This window comes from Rhizobium sp. BK176, assembly GCF_024808055.1.
In genome coordinates, this window is sequence record NZ_JANUBV010000001.1 from 211,172 (window position 1) to 228,627 (window position 17,456).

18 protein-coding genes and 1 other RNA gene are annotated in these 17,456 nt (G+C 59.2%); 10 read left to right on the top strand and 9 right to left on the bottom strand.

All coding sequences use genetic code 11. The annotated features are described in order from the left end of the window. Nucleotides 1-25: 25 nt before the first annotated feature. Together ssrA and FHT76_RS01230 are read right to left on the bottom strand one after the other, a co-directional pair. Nucleotides 26-417, bottom strand: a transfer-messenger RNA (tmRNA) gene (gene ssrA / locus FHT76_RS01225). A 34-nt stretch (nt 418-451) separates the two neighbouring features. Next, nucleotides 452-715, bottom strand: a complete 264-nt coding sequence (locus tag FHT76_RS01230) for a hypothetical protein (protein WP_259183779.1) — start codon at nt 713-715, stop codon at nt 452-454. Between the two features lie 18 nt (nt 716-733). Between FHT76_RS01230 and FHT76_RS01235 the strand changes: the two genes are divergently transcribed. The 3 genes from FHT76_RS01235 to FHT76_RS01245 all read left to right on the top strand — a co-directional run bounded on the left by FHT76_RS01235 (nt 734) and on the right by FHT76_RS01245 (nt 2,556). Beyond that, nucleotides 734-973 (top strand): hypothetical protein, encoded by a 240-nt coding sequence (locus FHT76_RS01235; protein ID WP_259183780.1) that lies wholly within the window; start codon nt 734-736, stop codon nt 971-973. 89 nt (nt 974-1,062) lie between these two features. Further along, a complete protein-coding gene (locus FHT76_RS01240; protein WP_259183782.1) occupies nt 1,063-1,635 on the top strand; it encodes a GNAT family N-acetyltransferase in 573 nt (190 codons plus the stop codon). Nucleotides 1,636-1,881: 246 nt separating this feature from the next. Further along, nucleotides 1,882-2,556, top strand: coding sequence for a hypothetical protein (locus FHT76_RS01245; RefSeq protein ID WP_259183784.1), 675 nt, complete (start codon nt 1,882-1,884; stop codon nt 2,554-2,556). Here FHT76_RS01245 and FHT76_RS01250 read toward each other — a convergent pair. From FHT76_RS01250 to FHT76_RS01260, 3 genes are read right to left on the bottom strand one after another with little or no spacing between them, the layout of a single operon-like run. Beyond that, nucleotides 2,550-2,780: a hypothetical protein gene (locus FHT76_RS01250; protein WP_259183786.1), complete on the bottom strand. Its 231-nt coding sequence runs from the start codon at nt 2,778-2,780 to the stop codon at nt 2,550-2,552. The genes FHT76_RS01245 and FHT76_RS01250 overlap by 7 nt on opposite strands. A gap of 49 nt (nt 2,781-2,829) precedes the next feature. Further along, nucleotides 2,830-3,984 carry an RNA ligase (ATP) gene (locus tag FHT76_RS01255; protein ID WP_259183788.1) on the bottom strand — a complete coding sequence of 385 codons (1,155 nt, stop codon included), beginning with the start codon at nt 3,982-3,984 and terminating at the stop codon, nt 2,830-2,832. Then, the gene (locus FHT76_RS01260) at nt 3,981-4,331 is read right to left on the bottom strand and encodes a hypothetical protein (protein ID WP_259183790.1); all 351 of its coding nucleotides are present in this window, start codon (nt 4,329-4,331) and stop codon (nt 3,981-3,983) included. Before FHT76_RS01260 ends, FHT76_RS01255 begins: the two co-directional genes overlap by 4 nt. 92 nt (nt 4,332-4,423) lie before the next feature. Between FHT76_RS01260 and FHT76_RS01265 the strand changes: the two genes are divergently transcribed. Then, the gene (locus tag FHT76_RS01265) at nt 4,424-4,789 is read left to right on the top strand and encodes a hypothetical protein (protein ID WP_259183792.1); all 366 of its coding nucleotides are present in this window, start codon (nt 4,424-4,426) and stop codon (nt 4,787-4,789) included. Nucleotides 4,790-4,855: 66 nt separating this feature from the next. Beyond that, on the top strand, nt 4,856-5,797 hold the full coding sequence (locus FHT76_RS01270; RefSeq protein ID WP_259183794.1) for a hypothetical protein: 942 nt from the start codon (nt 4,856-4,858) through the stop codon (nt 5,795-5,797). 39 nt (nt 5,798-5,836) lie between these two features. On the opposite strand, the gene FHT76_RS01275 is transcribed toward FHT76_RS01270, so the two are convergent. Further along, nucleotides 5,837-6,070: a hypothetical protein gene (locus FHT76_RS01275; protein ID WP_259183796.1), complete on the bottom strand. Its 234-nt coding sequence runs from the start codon at nt 6,068-6,070 to the stop codon at nt 5,837-5,839. A 131-nt stretch (nt 6,071-6,201) separates the two neighbouring features. Then, nucleotides 6,202-8,553: an AAA family ATPase gene (locus FHT76_RS01280; RefSeq protein WP_259183800.1), complete on the bottom strand. Its 2,352-nt coding sequence runs from the start codon at nt 8,551-8,553 to the stop codon at nt 6,202-6,204. Nucleotides 8,554-8,697: 144 nt separating this feature from the next. Here FHT76_RS01280 and FHT76_RS01285 point away from each other — a divergent pair, with 144 nt between their 5' ends. After that, entirely contained in the window at nt 8,698-9,222 is a 525-nt protein-coding gene (locus FHT76_RS01285; protein WP_259183801.1) for a hypothetical protein, read from the top strand. A 13-nt stretch (nt 9,223-9,235) separates the two neighbouring features. Here the strand turns inward: FHT76_RS01285 and FHT76_RS01290 are convergent, their stop codons facing one another. Beyond that, nucleotides 9,236-11,110, bottom strand: a complete 1,875-nt coding sequence (locus FHT76_RS01290) for an AAA family ATPase (RefSeq protein WP_259183803.1) — start codon at nt 11,108-11,110, stop codon at nt 9,236-9,238. Nucleotides 11,111-11,120: 10 nt separating this feature from the next. Beyond that, entirely contained in the window at nt 11,121-12,809 is a 1,689-nt protein-coding gene (locus tag FHT76_RS01295; RefSeq protein WP_259183804.1) for a hypothetical protein, read from the bottom strand. 841 nt (nt 12,810-13,650) lie between these two features. Between FHT76_RS01295 and FHT76_RS01300 the strand changes: the two genes are divergently transcribed. The 4 genes from FHT76_RS01300 (at nt 13,651) to icmT (ending at nt 17,455) form a co-directional block, all read left to right on the top strand. Then, entirely contained in the window at nt 13,651-14,193 is a 543-nt protein-coding gene (locus FHT76_RS01300) for a DotD/TraH family lipoprotein (RefSeq protein ID WP_259183806.1), read from the top strand. Nucleotides 14,194-14,208: 15 nt separating this feature from the next. Next, on the top strand, nt 14,209-15,297 hold the full coding sequence (locus tag FHT76_RS01305; protein WP_259183807.1) for a type IV secretion system DotC family protein: 1,089 nt from the start codon (nt 14,209-14,211) through the stop codon (nt 15,295-15,297). A gap of 112 nt (nt 15,298-15,409) precedes the next feature. Then, nucleotides 15,410-16,996 carry a type IV pilus twitching motility protein PilT gene (locus tag FHT76_RS01310; protein ID WP_259183809.1) on the top strand — a complete coding sequence of 529 codons (1,587 nt, stop codon included), beginning with the start codon at nt 15,410-15,412 and terminating at the stop codon, nt 16,994-16,996. A gap of 99 nt (nt 16,997-17,095) precedes the next feature. Further along, the gene (gene icmT, locus FHT76_RS01315) at nt 17,096-17,455 is read left to right on the top strand and encodes an IcmT/TraK family protein (RefSeq protein WP_259183810.1); all 360 of its coding nucleotides are present in this window, start codon (nt 17,096-17,098) and stop codon (nt 17,453-17,455) included. The last annotated feature ends 1 nt before the right edge of the window (nt 17,456 follow it).

Here is a 17,456-nt window from a genome sequence, read left to right on the forward strand (position 1 = left end):
AAGTCCATGATGAGTGAAGAGAGAAAATCCGGAGTTTTCTGTTGCCAGGTACCCGGGGACCTCGCCTCAAGGGGCTAACCTAGAGGGCTTGGAGCGGTTCTCCCGCACTGCGGTTAGGCAGCGAGAGCACGAACCTGAGCGTTGTTGTCGTTAGCAACTACTCTTTTGACCCGATAACGGCGGTATCATGCCGAACAGCAAGCAGACCCCTTTGCGCCTGATCGATCCTAATTCACCCCCATCATCAATTGTGCACTTGGTTGAACTTCATGTTTTGGCACAACTCATGGTGGAGGTGCGGGGCGTCGCATCCCCGGTCTCAACCGCTATCTACGTCTTCCGTCTACTGTCATATTCTCCGTCGTTTCCGCCAAAGACACCCCATACATAGACCCCGATTTCAGCGCGGTCAACACTTTTCGCATGAAGTCTCCAATTATTTTCAATCTTGTTAGGCGGCGGCCGCAAATTTGAAGTCTTCAGTCGTATCGATTGCCCGCATGAACAGTCCATATCCCCACTTTCTCTCTGTTCCGTTTAACGGTTCGTAGGATGACAGGATGTTGCAGCGGTAACGATCGTCATCCCTGTCTGCAAGAATGACAGGGTCGTATCCGAACTGGTCCGCCGTGAGGTCTACTATGACTGATGCTCCGCAGTCGACGACGCCCTCGATCCAGAAGTGGCCGCTCCACCTGCCGCTTGTATCGAGCATTCCACCGGGAAACATTCCATGATTGACAAACCGCGCCGAATTGTCGGGGAGGGGACGGCACTCCTCGCCGCAACCGCCTCCAATGCGCCAGAGACCGGAAGGATAGAGAACCGCAAGCAGCTTCAGAAGGCCCGCGCACGCTCCACGGCAATAGCCGGACGTCAGCGCCGCGCCATGTCGTCGCACTCCCGCCTGCGTTTCGAAGTCATGGATATGCGCTTCCAGATGCTGCCTCGTCCGTTCCAGCAATGCGAGTAGACCGTCCCTGGTCAAACCATAAGCTCCGTGAGAAATGTATGACCACAGGCTCGCCCGAGGATTTCCGGATTTCAAGACCGGGTGATAGAGTGAGCGCATCCAGAGAACGAAACCCGATGATCGAGATCGAAAACCGCCACCTCGACTACTACTGCGGCCAGCATGACATGGCCTTGATCGCAACCGTCGACGGCGTCCACAGCGGAACGCTCAGATACGTCGTCTACGAGGGCGAGCCGTCGGTCAGCATGATCAAGGTCCGCAAGTCGATGCGCAAGCAGGGCATCGGCACAGCGCTCGTCGTTGCCCTGCAGCGCGAATACCCGGATGTCGCGATCAAGTTCGGCTATCTCACCGAGGACGGTGCCGCCCTGCTGAAATCCATCGATTGGAATGTCGTGGTCAACGAAGAACACGAAGCGGCCGCGACCTCCCTTGCGCGGATCGAAGCCAAGCTCCGGAACTACGCCGAGCGAGCCGAGAAGGTCATCGGAGCGTCTCAGGCCGAGAAAGACGCCTTCAGAGATGAAGTCTCTGACTGGAGCGACCTCCATGATCAAGCCGATCGGCTCAGACAGATCGTCAACAGCACGCCAAGCGCCTTCCGGTTCGTCGTCACCAACCAGTCACCCGAAACGCCCGTCTCGAAACTCTCAATGTGACAACGATATTGCCACCTCCACAGGCGACGAGACTCCTCCAGGTTCGAAAACGCCGATCCTGCTTGAAGTCTTCGAATGCGGATTGGCCAAATGTTGACAATTCAAGACACCACTGCTACTCAAGCGCACTGTTTTGTCTGATCGGAGTCTGGAAATGGTCTCGAAATTCGTCGCCCGCCACTACCCCGCAGCATTCTTCGGCACTGTTGCCCTGGTTCCGGCACTCGTGCTTCTGGTCGCCCGCTGATGAGTTCAAGCTTCTGCACGACGATGGGCTGGGGAATGCCGTGGATCGCCTTCGAGGAGGCGGTCACTCTCGACTGCGAAACGCAGGATACATGGGAAACCCTCGAACACACATTCGAGACGGCCAACCCCTCCATGTTCCAGATCGATCCCGACCTCTATGACCGCGAATACTTTTCGTCGGAGCCGAACCGCGCGCCATACCTGACACCGCACGCGCTCTACTCCAATGTGCGCGAGCGGGAAGAAGACACGTTCATCCTCGGACTCCCGACGGAGCTTTATAAGCGCATCAACGTCACGGAAGACGGCGATGAAGACCACGTCGTCTTCTATCCCGATTGCTACTACGCCCGCCGCTGGCAGCGCCGTGACGACGATCTCGACCTCGCTCTGATGTTCCAGTGGGAGAAGGGCGGATCGCGCGACACGGAGCCCGACGGCTCGGCTCGTGTCCAGTATGTCGAATACGGACTCGGTCCTTGGAAGAATTCGCTCATGACCCTCAACGGCGAGGCGTGCGAGTGGATGAACTTCCGTGAGCTGCGCAAACGACCTGACCTTGTCCCGCGCGTTCCCATGGAGCTTCGGTGGTATCTCAAGAAACTGGGAGTTCTCGACGACACCGGAATCAACAAGCTTCGACCGCTGACAGCGCGCTGGATCAGCTACTGACGGTCGTTCCGCCTTCCGTCGCCAAGGGAAGGCGAGACGACCCGCTCGAGGATGAGCAGAGCGACAAACAACAGTCCGACGCAGGTCGCCAGACCTCTGGCCGCAACCCATCCTTCGTCGCAGACAAAGTCCCAAAAACCGAAAAACGCAGCGAGCATGACGAAGGCGAACGCGGCCAACCCTTGCTTCAGCCTAAGTGCCGAACTGTCTGTGTCTTTGAACATTTTCCGTCACCTGTGAGAGAATGAGTGAAGAGGCGGTTTCCCGCCCCACTCAGCTGTATTCCGTGCCGCCTTTGCGCAGCAGGTAGTGCTCGGAAACCGACTTCACGATCACGCGCCCGAGACGGATGTGATCGCGCTGGACAACGGGTGCTACGACGACACCCTCGCGGATGTGATCGGCTCCGGTCGCGGTCTTGCCGTCCGTGTGTTCCGCAAGCGTTTTCCACGAGAAAGGTCCACGATAGAAACAGTGGACTTGCCCGATTCCGAGGGCAGCCGCGAGTTCCGCACGGCGATCAGGCCCGTAGTGTTCGAGGCCGCCCCGGTAGCCGCTGCAAGCGCCGAACATACGGAAGCCGAGTTCCTTGCCGTAGTGCAGGTCCTGCACGCCGGGACCAAACGTCTCGCCCATGATCGTCAACGGCTCGCGAATGGAAGCCCCGAATTCGGCGAGGCGCGCGCGCAGGCCGACCGTTGCGCGGACGTAGATGCTCTTGTCATTGGCCTCGATTGCCTTGAACGCGAGACCCTGTGCGCCGAGACCCTTTGAGTAGAGCAGCATGTTTCGGTCGGGTCCGAATGCGAATTCGGCAATGGCCGGGGATTGCGCGTCATGAGCGGGCAGGATCGTAATGGCCGTGAAGACACCATGCATCTTCTCGGTGTACTCAACTTCTTCGCCCTCGATCATCGCATCGGGAAACGCCTTGACGTCTTCGATATCGAAATCGACGGTGAACTCGCGGCCTGGCGCGAACACCTCGCCAAGCAGCTCCTCCGGGATGGGCGGAATCCATTTTGTGACACCGAGGAATTCCGACAGGTCGTCACCGACGCGCGCGGCCGTACGGCCGTCCTCGCCATCGACCCAGACCAGATCGCTGTCGACTTCATCGGGTGTCACGCGAAGGCAAATACCTTGAGACAGAAGACCGCGGAACTTGGACGCCGACACTCGGTTGAAGTTCGGACCGCCGAGCCGGCCGATGCCCTTCGCCTCGTCCCATAGTCCAATCCGCTTCATCAGATAGTCAGGAACGACGGAAGCCTGCGGAATATAGACGACCTTGTCTCCTGGCTTGTAACCCTCGGCCTTTCGCACGACGGACCTGTAGCGGTGGATGAGGGCAACCTCGATCGCGTCCGCGTTCGGATGTCCTTCAATCGCGTCGATGGCGACCACGGGGACCTGAAAACTACTCATTCCGACTTCCCTTCATTTCCTTCTCGGCGCGAAGCGTAGTCACGCATCCAACGCTCGAATTTCTTCTGCCTTTCCGCGCAGCGCGCGAAGAACAATTCCTGTCCGTGAGCGACCCCGCCACGACCGATCATTTCCGATCGCGTCGGCATGATCGCCTCGGAGCAGAATCCATGCTGACGAAAGATGCGCCCGCCGCACCGCTCCCCGGGATCGATCTTTCTCTTCGCCTTTCCCTTGAAGGAAAAGTAGACACCGGTGTCGATACCGCCAACCATCTCAATCGTCACTCCCGCCTCATAGCGGGCGAGTAGTTCATGGAGTCTTTGTTTGCTCAGCGGTAGTTCCATGCCGATGCTCCGAATAATTGAAGACGTCAATTGCCACATCGCTTCCGCTGTGGCAAGACAGGCGAGCCAATTTCGTTCGAGGAGAGAAATCCGTGGCAGGAAAATACGACCAGGCGGAAGTTCTTCTGGCGATGGCGACACTTGGCACAGGCTATTTCCGCACCGACGGCGGCCGCCTCGACCGCGCGCTTCAATCGATTGGCGACGACCTTCCTGTCAACCTGAAGGGATTGAGCTTCGGTTGCGGCTCCGTGGGTCTGCGATGCTTCGAGTTGCCCGACATTATTAACGCCGCCTTCTTCGCGCTCCTTGCAGACTACGGACCAAGGGGCGACCACAACACTCTCCACTCCAAACTGTCAACCAACGAAGCAATGGAGATCGCGATCCAGCAGGGCTCGACTATCGAACACTTCACGCACGTGGCGACAAGGCTTTCCGAACTCGCCAATTCCTAACCCCATTGACGCACCGTAAATTTCTGATATCAGAAATTCGACGCAAGCCGAATGTGAGAGGTTGCCTTGAGCGAGCGCAAGTCTGGATTTTGTTTCACACTCGACCGAGATGAAACCGCCGTACTCGAAACCTGGATCGGGGCAGCTCCGTCCAAGATCGTCCTTCCACATCCGTGCGATGTTCTTTCCATGCAGGGTGTCGCCGATGTGACGATGACCGAGGTGCACGGACACTATCATTTCACTCTGTCGTTCGACGGCGAGTTGAACAAGAGTGGCGAGCTGAAGGTTCTCGCCACCGAACTCCTGGCGGCTTTGCTGGACGACGCGAAGCGTTTGGCACTTCTCGTTCCCGACTACGCAAACGAGCATTCCAATTCCTCGGAAATGATTTCGCGGAAGCTGAGCACAAGAACAAGGGTTCCCGCCGTCGTCCTCTACAGCGACCCCGACTTCGTCATCCTGTCCTCCACTAAGGATCAGCAAGTCTGCATGTGGTCGCTCCCCGAAACGCCCCGAGGGTCAGGCGGAACGATGAGCTGGGATTCCCGGCAAATCTCCGCGTTCAAGGCCGTTATCGACAGCAGCCAAGAAAGCCAACGCTACGTTCGCAACGGCCTCGCAGCGCGCAACCTCAAGGAAGGAGAAGATTTTTCCTTCGACGTTATGGCGGGCGTCCCGTCTCTCATGGCGCGCCGCGTCGAAGCCAACAAAAAGCTGCTCGTTGGTCACACGCTCGAAAAGCATGTCTATCCCGAAGCCAAGATCATCTACGTCGACCCCGACCTTGTGTTCCTGCACTCTGGATACAACGGCGTCTTCTGGATCGCTTACCGGCGGGACGGGTATTGGGAACGCCGGCGGTTCGACCGCGCGGCAGGGAAACGTCATGCGGTCAAGGCGGAGAAGGCCATGGCCGAAGGAGCCACCCCGGGGAACGCCTTCAGGAAATGGGTCGAGAAGCAGAATTACGAATTCGACGTCGCGCCGCACACGCCGCGCAACTGACAGAGCCCGATCAATGCAGGCAAAACAAAACCGCCGTGGTCAGCCATGGCGGTTTTTCAGTTTCCAGATGGCGTCGTCGATCCAGTCAACGAAGTCGCACCAGACGATCATGACGAACGCGATCGGCACGCAAACCGCGCAGTCGATCCACTCGGTGAACCACTCGTACCGGTCTTCAAACCACGTAGCCTCACGGTTCACCGCAGCTTCGATTTCTTCATCCAGCTTGGCAGCCTTATCGAGCAAGCTCTTCAGCTTTGCATCGGTGACCATCCGTGACACTCCCGGTAATCATAACAAAAAAGACCCGCCTTAACGACGGGCCAGCACAAAGGAGAACTGCAATGACTGCCTCTCTTTTATAAGACCCCATCGCAGGACTGTAAACCCTCGTCCGGACAAAATCATGACTTCACCAGATATGGACCGCGCGGCTTCCACACCGAGTTCCTGATCTCTTCCTCCACATGACGCTGGACATCGCGAAGGTCTCCGGACTCGACGTAAATCCGCGTCGCCCTTGCCGCCACCCGTTCCCGAATGCCATCCATCTCGTCGGCCGTGAACTCTTCGTTCGCGCAGGCTTCGTCGATCATGGTGTCGATGATCTTGTCCACTTCCGTCTGGTTCGGCTTTCTCACGTGGATGACCTTGAGGCGCGTCAGCAGGACGGGAGACACCTTCGACAGGTCGTTTGCGCTGAACAGGTACGACCCCCACCTGAGATCGAAGTTTCCGAGAAGGTACATGTCGGGATAGGCGCGCGCTGTCTCCTTCTCCAGGATCGGCAGGAAGGATTCCTGAATGTTGGGCTCGTTGGCATTCGATCCCGTCTTCTCGAGTTCGTCGATATGGAAAATCGGGTTGGCCCGGAGCGTGTTCAAGAAACCGTAAGCCATGAAGGAAGGACGTGCCGATGCCCATCCGCGCTCACTTCCGATAATCGATTTCGAATGCGCGACGCCGGAGAGCGAGATCGTGTGCGTCGGGACCGCCGTCAGTTCGGACACGCGCCTGATCCAGCGGGTTTTGCCAACGCCGGGAGGGCCGACGAGCAGGGAAGGCTCTAGCCGCCAATGCTTGATCTTCTGGCGGTCCTGACGCGCGGTCGCGACGGCTACCATCTGGTTGGCGTCCTTCATCCACGGGAATTCGGCCTGAAGTGCGTCGTAGACCGCATCGGCATCGATATCGCTCACAGCCAGGGGCAGGGGATGCAACAGACGGCCATAGGTTTCCTCGGCGCGGCCTTCCGATCGCGTCGTCGCTTCGCTTGGCCCGATGTGATCGAGAACTGCTATCGCGGTTGTCGACATTGACCTTGAGACCGGCTCGGACTTCTTGTCTACGAGCTTGGAGATGAGATCGGCCGTCGTTCCCTCGGTGGGCCTTATCATCGATTCCGCGAAAGCCCGCGCGATCCGGCGTGATCGCTCCTTGCCCGTTTCCTCCGCGAGGTCAGCCGCTTCGAGCGCCGCCAAAGCCGCCATCACACCGGGATTGGCGCGAACACGATCCGCCATCCTGACGAGGTCGCCGCCTTCGACGTCTCGCCCCGCGGTCATCGCGGCAATTGCAGCGTCTTCACCGTAAGTCTTCAGGAGTTCCATGACCTTGGCGACAACGGCCGCCCGCTCGTCGTCTTCCGGGCTTTCCGTGTTCAGGACGGGACGCGACGGAGACGCACCCCGCCACTCCCCATAGCGGTCGTCCCTCCATCCGCGCCGCGCGAACGAACGCCGATCGACCGTCGCGCTGAGAGCGGGGATCACCAGACCCCTTTGTTCGGCAGTGTTCGGCCCTTCGCCGTCGATATATCGAAGGTCCAGCCATATGTTCGGCAACCAGTCGCTCGCGGTGGTAAACGGATCGAGACCGCTGTGCGCAACCGCGGCGGCGAGCCTCATCCAGGACCGCCCGACGATCCGGCGGACGTCGTCCTCGTCGGGAGCATTCTCCGCCCTGGTCGACACGAACGGATCGTTGCGCACGAGGAAGTCCATGTAGCCCGCCATCCTGGACATCGCACCACGATCTCCGCAGCAGGCAAGGACGTAATCCATGTTCATCTGGAGAGACTGCGCGCCGAGATCGTTGTCTTCGAGCGAGACCGCCTCGACGGCCGACTTCACCGTGGCGAACGCGATCAGATCGAAACGGCCGATCGTGTCCTTCGCCCGCTCGACTTCCGAAGCCCAATCCTTGCGCGCGCCTTCCGGTTCTCCCACCGAGGACAGCAGCGAGAAGGCCTGGTTGCAAAGATGGATGTAGAGATCGCGCACATCGCGACGCCGCATCTTGAAAGGCGACATCCACGGTTCGACGAGGAGCGATGTCTGCATCCGGGATTCGCGGAGATGGGCGGCGATCTCGAGAAGCTGCGACGACCCGAGATAGATGCCGCGGTATCCGACATTGTTCGCCAGCACATCCAGATAATCGGCCACCACTTCACGGTCGGATTGCGGCATATCGCTTGTCTTGCCCCACAGGCGACGATGGAAGACGGAATGATATTCAAACAGGTGCTGCGTCTGCATTTCCAGAGCGCGGCCGGCCTGGTCTGCGGGTGGAACATCGACAGGTTCGACCTGAGGAGGGGCTGTCACGCTTTTCGAAAACACCGTCGACAGGTGATCAGCCAGCATCTCGTCCTCGAGCTCGTCTTGAATCTTCTCGAGTTCCTCGTCCTGCGAGGGCTGGCCGCTCACGACATGCGTTTCGCCCTTGTTCCTGAACCAGCTCTTTATCGACATCGATCATCCCATGCACCGAACCTACAAATTTTAGACCCGCGCACGCATCGGCCAAAGAGGAAATACGACCTGACGTCATCCATTCTGTTTCCAATTGATGACATCGAGATTGACCTGATGTCATCGAAATGGCATGAGGTCGTCATGACACTGACGCTTGAAACCTTCCTCGACTTCGTCCGCGAGCGCCATGCAGGCCAGGCGAGCATGTCGGGCGAGGCATACATCGACCATCTTCTCCGGGTTCTGTCGAACACAAGAAAACTCCTTGAGTCTCTTCCGACCGGAATGCTGTCCGACGCAGATATCGAAGAATCTCTGCTTGTCGCTATCGGCCACGATCTCATCGAAGACGGGAAGGCAACGAAAGAAGAGGTCCTCGCACTCGGCGGCAGCGAAAGCCTGGTGAGCCGCCTTTCCGCCTTGGCCCGCATGGACCCGAAGCCGGTCTACCAGCAATGGATCGCGGATATCGTCGCGGCGAGAGACCTCGTCGTCATCATCGTCAAGCTTGCCGACAATCTCGACAACAACTCGGACGAGAGGATTGCCAGCCTGCCGCTCGAAAAGAAGTCGATCCGCAAACGCTATGACCGGGCCTACGCCACACTGCGAGCAGGCCTCGATCAGATGTTGGCGGAATTCGAGGGCAGCCCTCAGGCAATCTGATCACGCGCTGCACCTACGTGACCAGCCTCGGTCCCGGAGGTTGCCATACGACAGACCCGATCGTATCGGCAACAAGCTTTTGCACGGCACGGAGATTGGGGAAGGGCTCGGCCGGTTTCGACATCCCGTTTCGCACGGCGTCTAAAACCGCTTCCACCTCGGCAGAACCGAGTCCGTAGGTGACGGCTTCTTCTGATATCACGACTTCAACCGCGCGCCCCAGTTCTTCCTGGGTCGGCGATCGCACCTGAGCAACCGCCAGCCTCGACTTCAGGATCGGGGACAACTTCGATACATCGTTGGCACTGAAAAGAAAGGTCGCGTGACCCAGATCGAGATTTCCAAGCAGGAACTGGTCCGGATAACGTCGTGCGGTCTCCTGCTCCATCATCGGGATCAGGCAATCCAGCACCCCGGCTTTCTCGGTCTTGTCCACTTCGTCGATGAGGAAGATCGGATTGGCGATCCTGGTTTTCTCGAACGCCAGCACCGGAAACGACGGACGGGCATTGGACCATCCACGTTCCATTCCGCGAATGGACTTGTCGTGGTCGATGCCCGCGACGCTCAATGAATGAGAGCCGATCCCGACCAGTTCCGTCAGACGCCGTATCCATCGCGTCTTGCCGACTCCTGGCGGCCCAACCACCACCGTCGGGTTCATCCGCCAATACGGATCGCTCTTCTTTATGGACATCGAGGTCGCGCGGGCTGCGGCAATGTTGAGGTCTCGCATCCATGGGAACTCAGACTGCAGCCGTGAATAGAGGGCATCCGGGTCGATCGCGGAAGGAACCAGGCGGAGCGGCGTCAGCATGAACCCGTAGGTCGAACCCAAGGACGACGTGTCCTCGCCGCCGATACGATCAAGGAGGATGGCTGTTCCGTTGCTGGCGGGCGACCCGGCCGAAACCGCAATATCGGATTCTGTCCACCGGAGTAGCTTAGCCCGTTTCCGAGACGCAATCCTGCTGAGTTGAGAAGGCAACGGGCGCAATGGATCAGGTTCCGCCTGCGGCGGTCCGAGGAATGGCCTCATCAACGCAGGGACTGGCAGGTCTTCATCCGCGACACCCGGAATGACGATCTCGTCGTCGAACGGAACCATGGCCGCGCTACCCTCGCCAAGGCGAAGCATGTCGATGTTGACTGTCCTTATCTTTTTCCCGACCTGGAGAAACGGATCGGCGGCATTCCTCTGATAGGCCAAAGAAAGCCTCGTCCAATTGCGCACGAGACGAGCGCGGCGCGATAGCTCGCCATCATATCGTCCGTCAGTCGGATCGAGCGATCTCATGGATACGGCGACGTAGGTTGCCATGCTCAAGATGGAGTCCCGATGACCCAGACAAGCCAAAACGAAATCCAGGCAGCGCATAAGACGATTGGCCCGCTCATCCGTGCTACCGATTTTGTATAGCGCGATGGAAATCGACCGGAGGCACGTGACATCCAACTCCTTCACCAGCCGGACGATTTCTGACTCTATTGGGTAATTGAAGCCGTGCTTTCTGAGTTCCCAAAGCTTATACGTGCGGAAGACATGGCGCATCAGGGCCGCATTCAAAGGAGCCACCTGATCTGCGTTGAGCTTACGGTTCGCCAGCCACGGCTCGCCGATCAGGAGACCCCCATGATCGCCACCGGTCCGAACCATGTCGGCGATCGACATCATCTCCGGATAGCCAATGTGGGAAGCCCCGGCTTCCATGTTGACGGCGAGGATATCGAGAAAGTCTGCGACGACATCGCGCTCCCAGTCCTTCATCGCGGCGATACCGACGGCCGCCTGTCTCGCATGGGCAATCTGGTACGGCTTTACATGGCGGCTTTCGTCACGTTCGGGCGCGAGTTCCCTGACGACTTCCATTCCGATTTCCTGGGTCATCTATCCGGCCTCAATCGTCGCCGCCCATGCCCATGCCGCGCGGTTTGATGCCGGCCGCTTCCTGCATTTTTACCCGGTCTTCGTAGAAGGTATGGCGTCGCTTCACCGTGGCGACCTCTTCAGGCAGCGGGTTGGCCTTGTCTTCGATGTCGTCCATGTTCCAGGCAGACCGCTTCTTGCCGTAGTTTTCCATCGCCGTGTTGTCGACCCCATGACCAGCCATGGCAGAGACGGCCTCGGGCGGATGATAGGATTTCGCGTTAGCCAGGAACTGATGCCTCGTCGTGTAGAGGGCAATCGACAGCTTGCGACCCGGGAACATGCGCTCGGCCGTATTGTAGAGCAACTGGGCGCACTGGCCCTGCATGTCGCCATAGGTGCCGCGGACCAACCACTCGCGTCCCCGGTCGCACATCCGCTTGATCGCCTCGACGGTTTCATCGCGCACATTTGAGAGGTCCACTGTTCTCGCCTGTCCGTTGCCCCGGCCGTTGGTGCTCTTGGCATTGAGGACATAGAGCCAGACGTAGCGACCCTTCGGAGCATCGGGGTCTTCCGAAATCTCCAGACTGGTGGCCATCCACTCCCCCGGGCGCAGCCCGGTCGCTATGCCCGCCACCAGCCAGTCGGCGAGGGTGTGTCCGTATTTCGAAGACGACAGGAAGCGTAGGTAGTTCACGATGCGGTCGAAGTCCGGCTTGGAAATCGACTTGGCCTTGAGGGCGGATGTCCGCCTGATCATTTCCCGGCCACCCTTCTTCTTTTCCTTGGTCGGCTTGCGTTCCGGTTCGCTTCCGGACTCGCTCGTGTCCGCGTCCAGGATCGCCATCGCCTGGTCCGCTTCCGGCAGGGTGGCAAGGACAGCCTTGGCCGACTGCTTGTAAGGACGCCATGTCGTCGCCTTGAGGGTCGGCTTCAGCGAGAGCACCCAGTCGGCGAACTCGACGGTGTCCAACGACAGGAGGTCGTCCTGGATAATCCCGCGCTCGCGTCGGTAACGGGCGAGCAACTGGTTGCCGCGGTCGACGTACTGCTGCTGCGTCTTGACGGACCGCGTCACGCCCTTGACGACTTCCTCGGCCCCTTCGTTCGGATCACGGCCGCGCGCTCTCGCTCGGTCGACCACCTGCTGCTTCTTGGCTTCCCGTAGAAGCCTCTGGACTTCCTTGTCCGGACCTGAGCGTCCCTGAGGGCGATAGGTCTGCGGACCCTTAAGCCGGGTGAAGCGGGCCGGTTCGATATATTGACCGACCGGAGGCGCGTCGAAGCCGTCCAGATTGTCAACACTGGGAAACAGCGAGATGGGATCGTTGTCGTCATCGAAGCCTTCGGCCTCGCGGTAGCCACGGGGATTGGAAGGCCCGGCGCGTTCCGCATTGTCAACACTGCGAGCCGACGGGTGACTGCCAGCGTCTCCGTCCCAGGGGCGTCGCCGCTCCGCATTGTCAACACTGGAAGAGAGCGGGGCGATGTCCCAGCTCGCGGGGCGGGCCAGCCATGCGGGGCTGCCGATCGGCGGCTTCGGTTCGCGGCGCAGCACGGCCCCCATGGCGGGGGCTTGGTTGGCCGGACGGGGCGGCACGGAGCCGAAGTCTGGCTTGCGGGCAACCGGAGGCGGGGAGGCCCCCTGTGGTCCCGTACGGGTGGCTTCAGCCGAAGCGTTCGTCTGGCCGTCCGACGGCGAATTGAGGGCGTCCATAGGGCCTCCACGGCCTCGGGAAGGCCATTTTACGGGGTTTCGCTTTCAAGGACCCCGCTAAGGGGGCTTTGAAAAATAGTAACGTGTTCTCCCCATTACTTCCTATATAAAAATCGCGATTCCTCATTTCCGAATCGCAAATCGGGAAACTCTTCGAAAGTAGAATCGAAGTCTTCGGGTTTTCCGCGCTTTTCTTGCTCGAACGAAGAAAACGCGATTCTTATTCTTCGATGCACGATTCGGAATTCGACGGATTAAACGCCGTTTCCCGCCGGCAGAGCAGCTCTAAAGCACTGCTGGCGCGCCACTTTCCGCTCCTCGACGCAGCCAGACCAAACGCTGCATCGACATGCCGGCGGCCGGCGATAACTTCGCCCGGGAAGCGACCGAAAACGGACGTCGCCGGACATCCTCGAATGATCGTCTCGAAGAATCGCCGCGGTCGTGATCGGCACTTCCGGCACGATTCAGCGATCTCGAAAAACTTCAGGTTCCGAACGGAAACCGAACCACGAAAAGCGACGAGTTTCGACTCTCTGAAACCGAAGGACGAATACCCGAGTCCTCCAAACCTCAAAATGTCCTTCGAAAGTCGAATCGATGATTTCCATTTTTGAATCGATATTTCACGTCTTTGAATCTCGTTTCCGGAGTCTCGAATCGTAGAAGGGTAAATTGAGATGAGTTGCGCGGAAATCGCAAGGATTTCAGGAGGACGCGTTCCAACTGTCGGCGGAATTAAAAGGTCTTGCGGCCCAGGTAAATTGCGGTGACCATGATTGAGATATCAATTGCCAGCACCGTGCAGACAACCGGTTCCAAGTCAGGAGAACGTCCCCAGATGTCAATTAAGGCAGTACTCATCGCATCCGTGGCAGCGGCGACCCTTTTGATGGCGGGTTGCTCCACGACAAAGACCCCGGATAACGACATTTCCGATGTCTACAACGCCCAGACCATCGACAAGGAACTGGCGGACGCCGTAGGCCGCGCATCGAAGGCCCAGGAGACGCTGGCCCGTGTGCAGGTAGCCCGCACCACTCCGACGCCGTCTGCCCTCGACGAATCCAGCCTTCCCGAAGAACTCAAGCGTCCGGCGACCATCGACTGGTCCGGTCCTGCCCACGAGGCGGCAGCGAAGATCGCGAACCTCGTCGGTTACCAGTTCAAGATCACTGGCAACCGTCCTTCGATCCCGCCGATGGTCCATGTCAGCGTCGAGGACATCTCGGCCGCCAAGGCCCTCGAGGATATCGGCCTTCAGGCTTTCCCATTCGGCGAAGTCTCGGTGGACCCGAACGCCAAGCGCATCGAGTTCCGCTATTTGCAGGCCCAGCAGCAGCCGATCAAGGCGGCCGGAACTTCCCCGAGCTGGGGCAAGTGATCTAGGAGAAACGCCATGAAATTCAGATACCTAGCGGCTGTCTCCCTGATCGCTCTTTCGACCGCCGGATGCACGACGACGAGCAACACCATGCCTGGTCAGGCGGTCATCGACAGCCCAAAGGACGCCCCGCTGCGTGCCGACATCAACCCCGGCTACAAGGCCGGCGAGGTAGATTTCAAGACCGCACCGACGAAGTCGCTCGACCAGATCATGGCGAAGGACCTCTACAAGCCGAAGAAGGCCGAACCCAAGGAAGGCGAGGACAAGCTTCGCCTGCCCGCCATGGAAGAAACGGCGCTCGCCTATGGGACCCGCGCCGGCCTAGCCTATGAGACGTCGCAGATCAACAAGCGCCTGCAAGCCAACGCCAATTTGATGACGAAGGCTTACAATTTCCAGAATTTGATGCTCCAGGGGCCGAACAACACGATGGTCAGCCCGCCGATCATCTCGGAAGCCGTCGACGCCTGGGAAGCCTTCGATGCAGGCAAGACGCTGCGCGTGGCTGACACGGTCTACGAAATCATAGAGCAGTCCCGGTTCACGCCCGTCGCGCCCATGTGGCAGACCTACCTGATCGTCCGTTTCGACGACGCCCAGCAGCCCCCCGAGGCCCTCCAGCCGCAGACCGAAGGCGAAAAGGACCGCTGGAACCGCTGGATCAAGCAGGGATGGGACAAGGGCCGCGAGCAGGCCCACGAAATCTTCAAGGCCAACCTCGACCGCCTGAACCGCGATTTCACCGGAATGGTGCGCTACAAGGCGCTTCTCGAGGAAAACAAGGTCTCCGCGCCGATCCTGACTGCCGCTCCGCTCGGCACGACAGGCACCGGACAGGACATGCGCGTCAACGACAACGCGATCCGCATGACGGCCGAACCGCAGCTCCAGGTGAACAACAAGGGATGGGAAGCCTCGGCCACCACCCTGAACGCCGCCGGCGAGCCGAAGGGACCGGACAAGGTCGCTCCGAAAGTCGAGGAAAAGCCGAAACCCGCGCCTCGCAAGCCGCGTACGGTAAAGCCGAAGGCACCGACCACGCAGCCAAAGCCAGTCGTTTCGAACACCGAAAAAACCAGCGGAGGGGACGGTCGGTTCTAGTCAGACGTCACCGACCCCGAAATCGTGAATCGAATTCTTTGAATTTCGAATCGAATTCCGGGGTCGGCGAATCGAAAAACATGATTTGAGAATCGAAATAAAGGAGGCCGAAATGACTGAAAAAACCATAGAAATCAACGGCCTGCCGATATACCCCTTTAGTACCGAATTCGACGTTGATACCTATCGACTGATCCTCGAACACTGCGTCGACAACGAAATTTCGATTCTACGCATCGCTCCCGGCCTTCCGATCGAGGCGGTTTTCAAGGAGCTTTCGTTCGAGCTCCACGACCGTCCTCTGTTCGGCTTCGAGATTGCGGCGGTCGTCCACAAGGTCCTTTCGGCAGACGACGAGCAGCTGGCGAGAAACGCGGGTCGGGTCCAAACGACCGAATACGTGGACTCGAAGGGCGGCCGAAAAATCGCCTACAACCGGATGACGACAGCCACCGACGACGGCAGCTTCTCGATCGAGATCGTCTTCCTCCAGAACGCTTCGATTTCCGACGAACAGGTCGAGGTCATCCTCAAGAACGATTTCGGCGGTGCGCATGACGGATCGGTCTATCCGCTCGACGGTTATCTGGACAGCGTCAAGCTGGATGACATGCTGCGCTGGTGCGGCGACCGCAAGGCGTCCGACATCACGATCACTCCCGACCAGCACGTGATCGCCGAAATCGGCGGCAAGCTGTGCCGCGTGACGTCGCGCACGATCTCCTCCAACGAGATCGAAAACTGCGTTCGGTACGTATACGGCGAAAACGGACCGGCGGAAGCGCTGGCCGGAAACGACCTGGACGTCTCGCACGAGGTCCGCATCCGCGGCCAGCGCATCCGCCGCTACCGTGTCAACATCACGCCCGGTCGTATCAAAGGCGGCGTCGGCATGCAGCTGACGATCCGTACCCTGCCGTCCTCGCCGATCCCGATCGAGGTCCTCAAAATAGAGCCCGAGCTCCTGCGCGCGACGAGGCCCACCAACGGCATCATTTTCATCTGCGGCCCGACTGGCTCCGGCAAATCGACGCTGATGTCTTCCATTATCCGGATGATCGTCGAGCGGCCTGATGCCAACGAAAAGGTACTCGAATACTCGTCCCCTATCGAATACGTCTTCGACGAGGTCGAGATGCCAAGCTCGACCGTATTCCAAACCCATGTCGGCCGGCACCTGAAGCCACGCGACAAGGCCATCTCCGAATGGGCTTACGCCGCCCGTAACTCCCTGCGCCGCAAGCCCAAGATCATCATCCTCGGCGAATCCCGCGATGCGGAGACCATCGAAGAGACGATCAAGATTTCGCAGGAAGGTCACCTGACCTACACGACCATGCACACCAACTCGGTCGCCGAAACGATCAACCGCGCGATCAACGTCTTTCCGCATGAAATCCGCGACCGCATGTCGATCGACCTCATGGGCGCTTTGCGCATGATCGTCGTCCAAATTCTGGTTCCGAAGGTCGGCGGCGGCATGGTGGGTTGCCGCGAGTTCATGGTGTTCGACCCCAAGACCCGCGAACGCTTCCTCAAGACCAAGCAGCTCCAGTGGCCGCTCCTGATCCAGCGGATGCTGACCCAGGGCGAAGTGGTCGGCAAGACTATGCTGAAGTCGGCTCTCGAACTCCTGGCGGAAGGCACGATCACCATGGAGACCTTCGAGCAGATCGCCGAGACCGGAGGAAACTCCTGATGAAGAACACATCGATAGCTAGCGCATCGGCGGCTGGACCAGCGGGTTTGTCAGATTCATGGGACGCCCGCAGGATCGACACAAAGGGAAACGACTGAGATGGCACACTTCAAGAACACCTATAAGCCGGCGCGCTTTCTGTTCCTCGACGTTCGCGTCGGTGTCGTCATTTTCGCGACCCTGCTGCACATCCGCTTCTGGACGATCGGCCTGGACCTCGTGGTCGTCGCGCTTGCCCTCTATGTCGAGCGTATCGGCCTTGGCTTCATGGGATCGCTGCGCGCCGTGCGCGCATGGTTCACCGGAAGCTACAGACCGGCGCTCCGCCTCCAGAAGATCAGGCGCAAGGTCGACTACGAGCGCCGAAGTCTGGCCTGGGAAAAGCCGGTCAACCGGGAACCCGTCGTGGTCGACGAGGTGAAGAAGGACGGGACCAACCTCCTGAAGGGAAAGCTCTGAT

Bases quoted from the DNA above. Each gene is read 5' to 3' on its own strand.
- FHT76_RS01255 (WP_259183788.1), bottom strand. From the start codon at position 3,984: ATGAGTAGTTTTCAGGTCCCCGTGGTCGCCATCGACGCGATTGAAGGA.
- FHT76_RS01275 (WP_259183796.1), bottom strand. From the start codon at position 6,070: ATGGTCACCGATGCAAAGCTGAAGAGCTTGCTCGATAAGGCTGCCAAG.
- FHT76_RS01305 (WP_259183807.1), top strand. From the start codon at position 14,209: ATGAAATTCAGATACCTAGCGGCTGTCTCCCTGATCGCTCTTTCGACC.
- FHT76_RS01280 (WP_259183800.1), bottom strand. From the start codon at position 8,553: ATGTCGATAAAGAGCTGGTTCAGGAACAAGGGCGAAACGCATGTCGTG.
- FHT76_RS01300 (WP_259183806.1), top strand. From the start codon at position 13,651: ATGTCAATTAAGGCAGTACTCATCGCATCCGTGGCAGCGGCGACCCTT.
- FHT76_RS01235 (WP_259183780.1), top strand. From the start codon at position 734: ATGATTGACAAACCGCGCCGAATTGTCGGGGAGGGGACGGCACTCCTC.
- FHT76_RS01245 (WP_259183784.1), top strand. From the start codon at position 1,882: ATGAGTTCAAGCTTCTGCACGACGATGGGCTGGGGAATGCCGTGGATC.
- FHT76_RS01295 (WP_259183804.1), bottom strand. From the start codon at position 12,809: ATGGACGCCCTCAATTCGCCGTCGGACGGCCAGACGAACGCTTCGGCT.
- FHT76_RS01290 (WP_259183803.1), bottom strand. From the start codon at position 11,110: ATGACCCAGGAAATCGGAATGGAAGTCGTCAGGGAACTCGCGCCCGAA.
- FHT76_RS01250 (WP_259183786.1), bottom strand. From the start codon at position 2,780: ATGTTCAAAGACACAGACAGTTCGGCACTTAGGCTGAAGCAAGGGTTG.
- FHT76_RS01260 (WP_259183790.1), bottom strand. From the start codon at position 4,331: ATGGAACTACCGCTGAGCAAACAAAGACTCCATGAACTACTCGCCCGC.
- FHT76_RS01230 (WP_259183779.1), bottom strand. From the start codon at position 715: ATGCTCGATACAAGCGGCAGGTGGAGCGGCCACTTCTGGATCGAGGGC.
- FHT76_RS01310 (WP_259183809.1), top strand. From the start codon at position 15,410: ATGACTGAAAAAACCATAGAAATCAACGGCCTGCCGATATACCCCTTT.
- FHT76_RS01285 (WP_259183801.1), top strand. From the start codon at position 8,698: ATGACACTGACGCTTGAAACCTTCCTCGACTTCGTCCGCGAGCGCCAT.
- icmT (WP_259183810.1), top strand. From the start codon at position 17,096: ATGGCACACTTCAAGAACACCTATAAGCCGGCGCGCTTTCTGTTCCTC.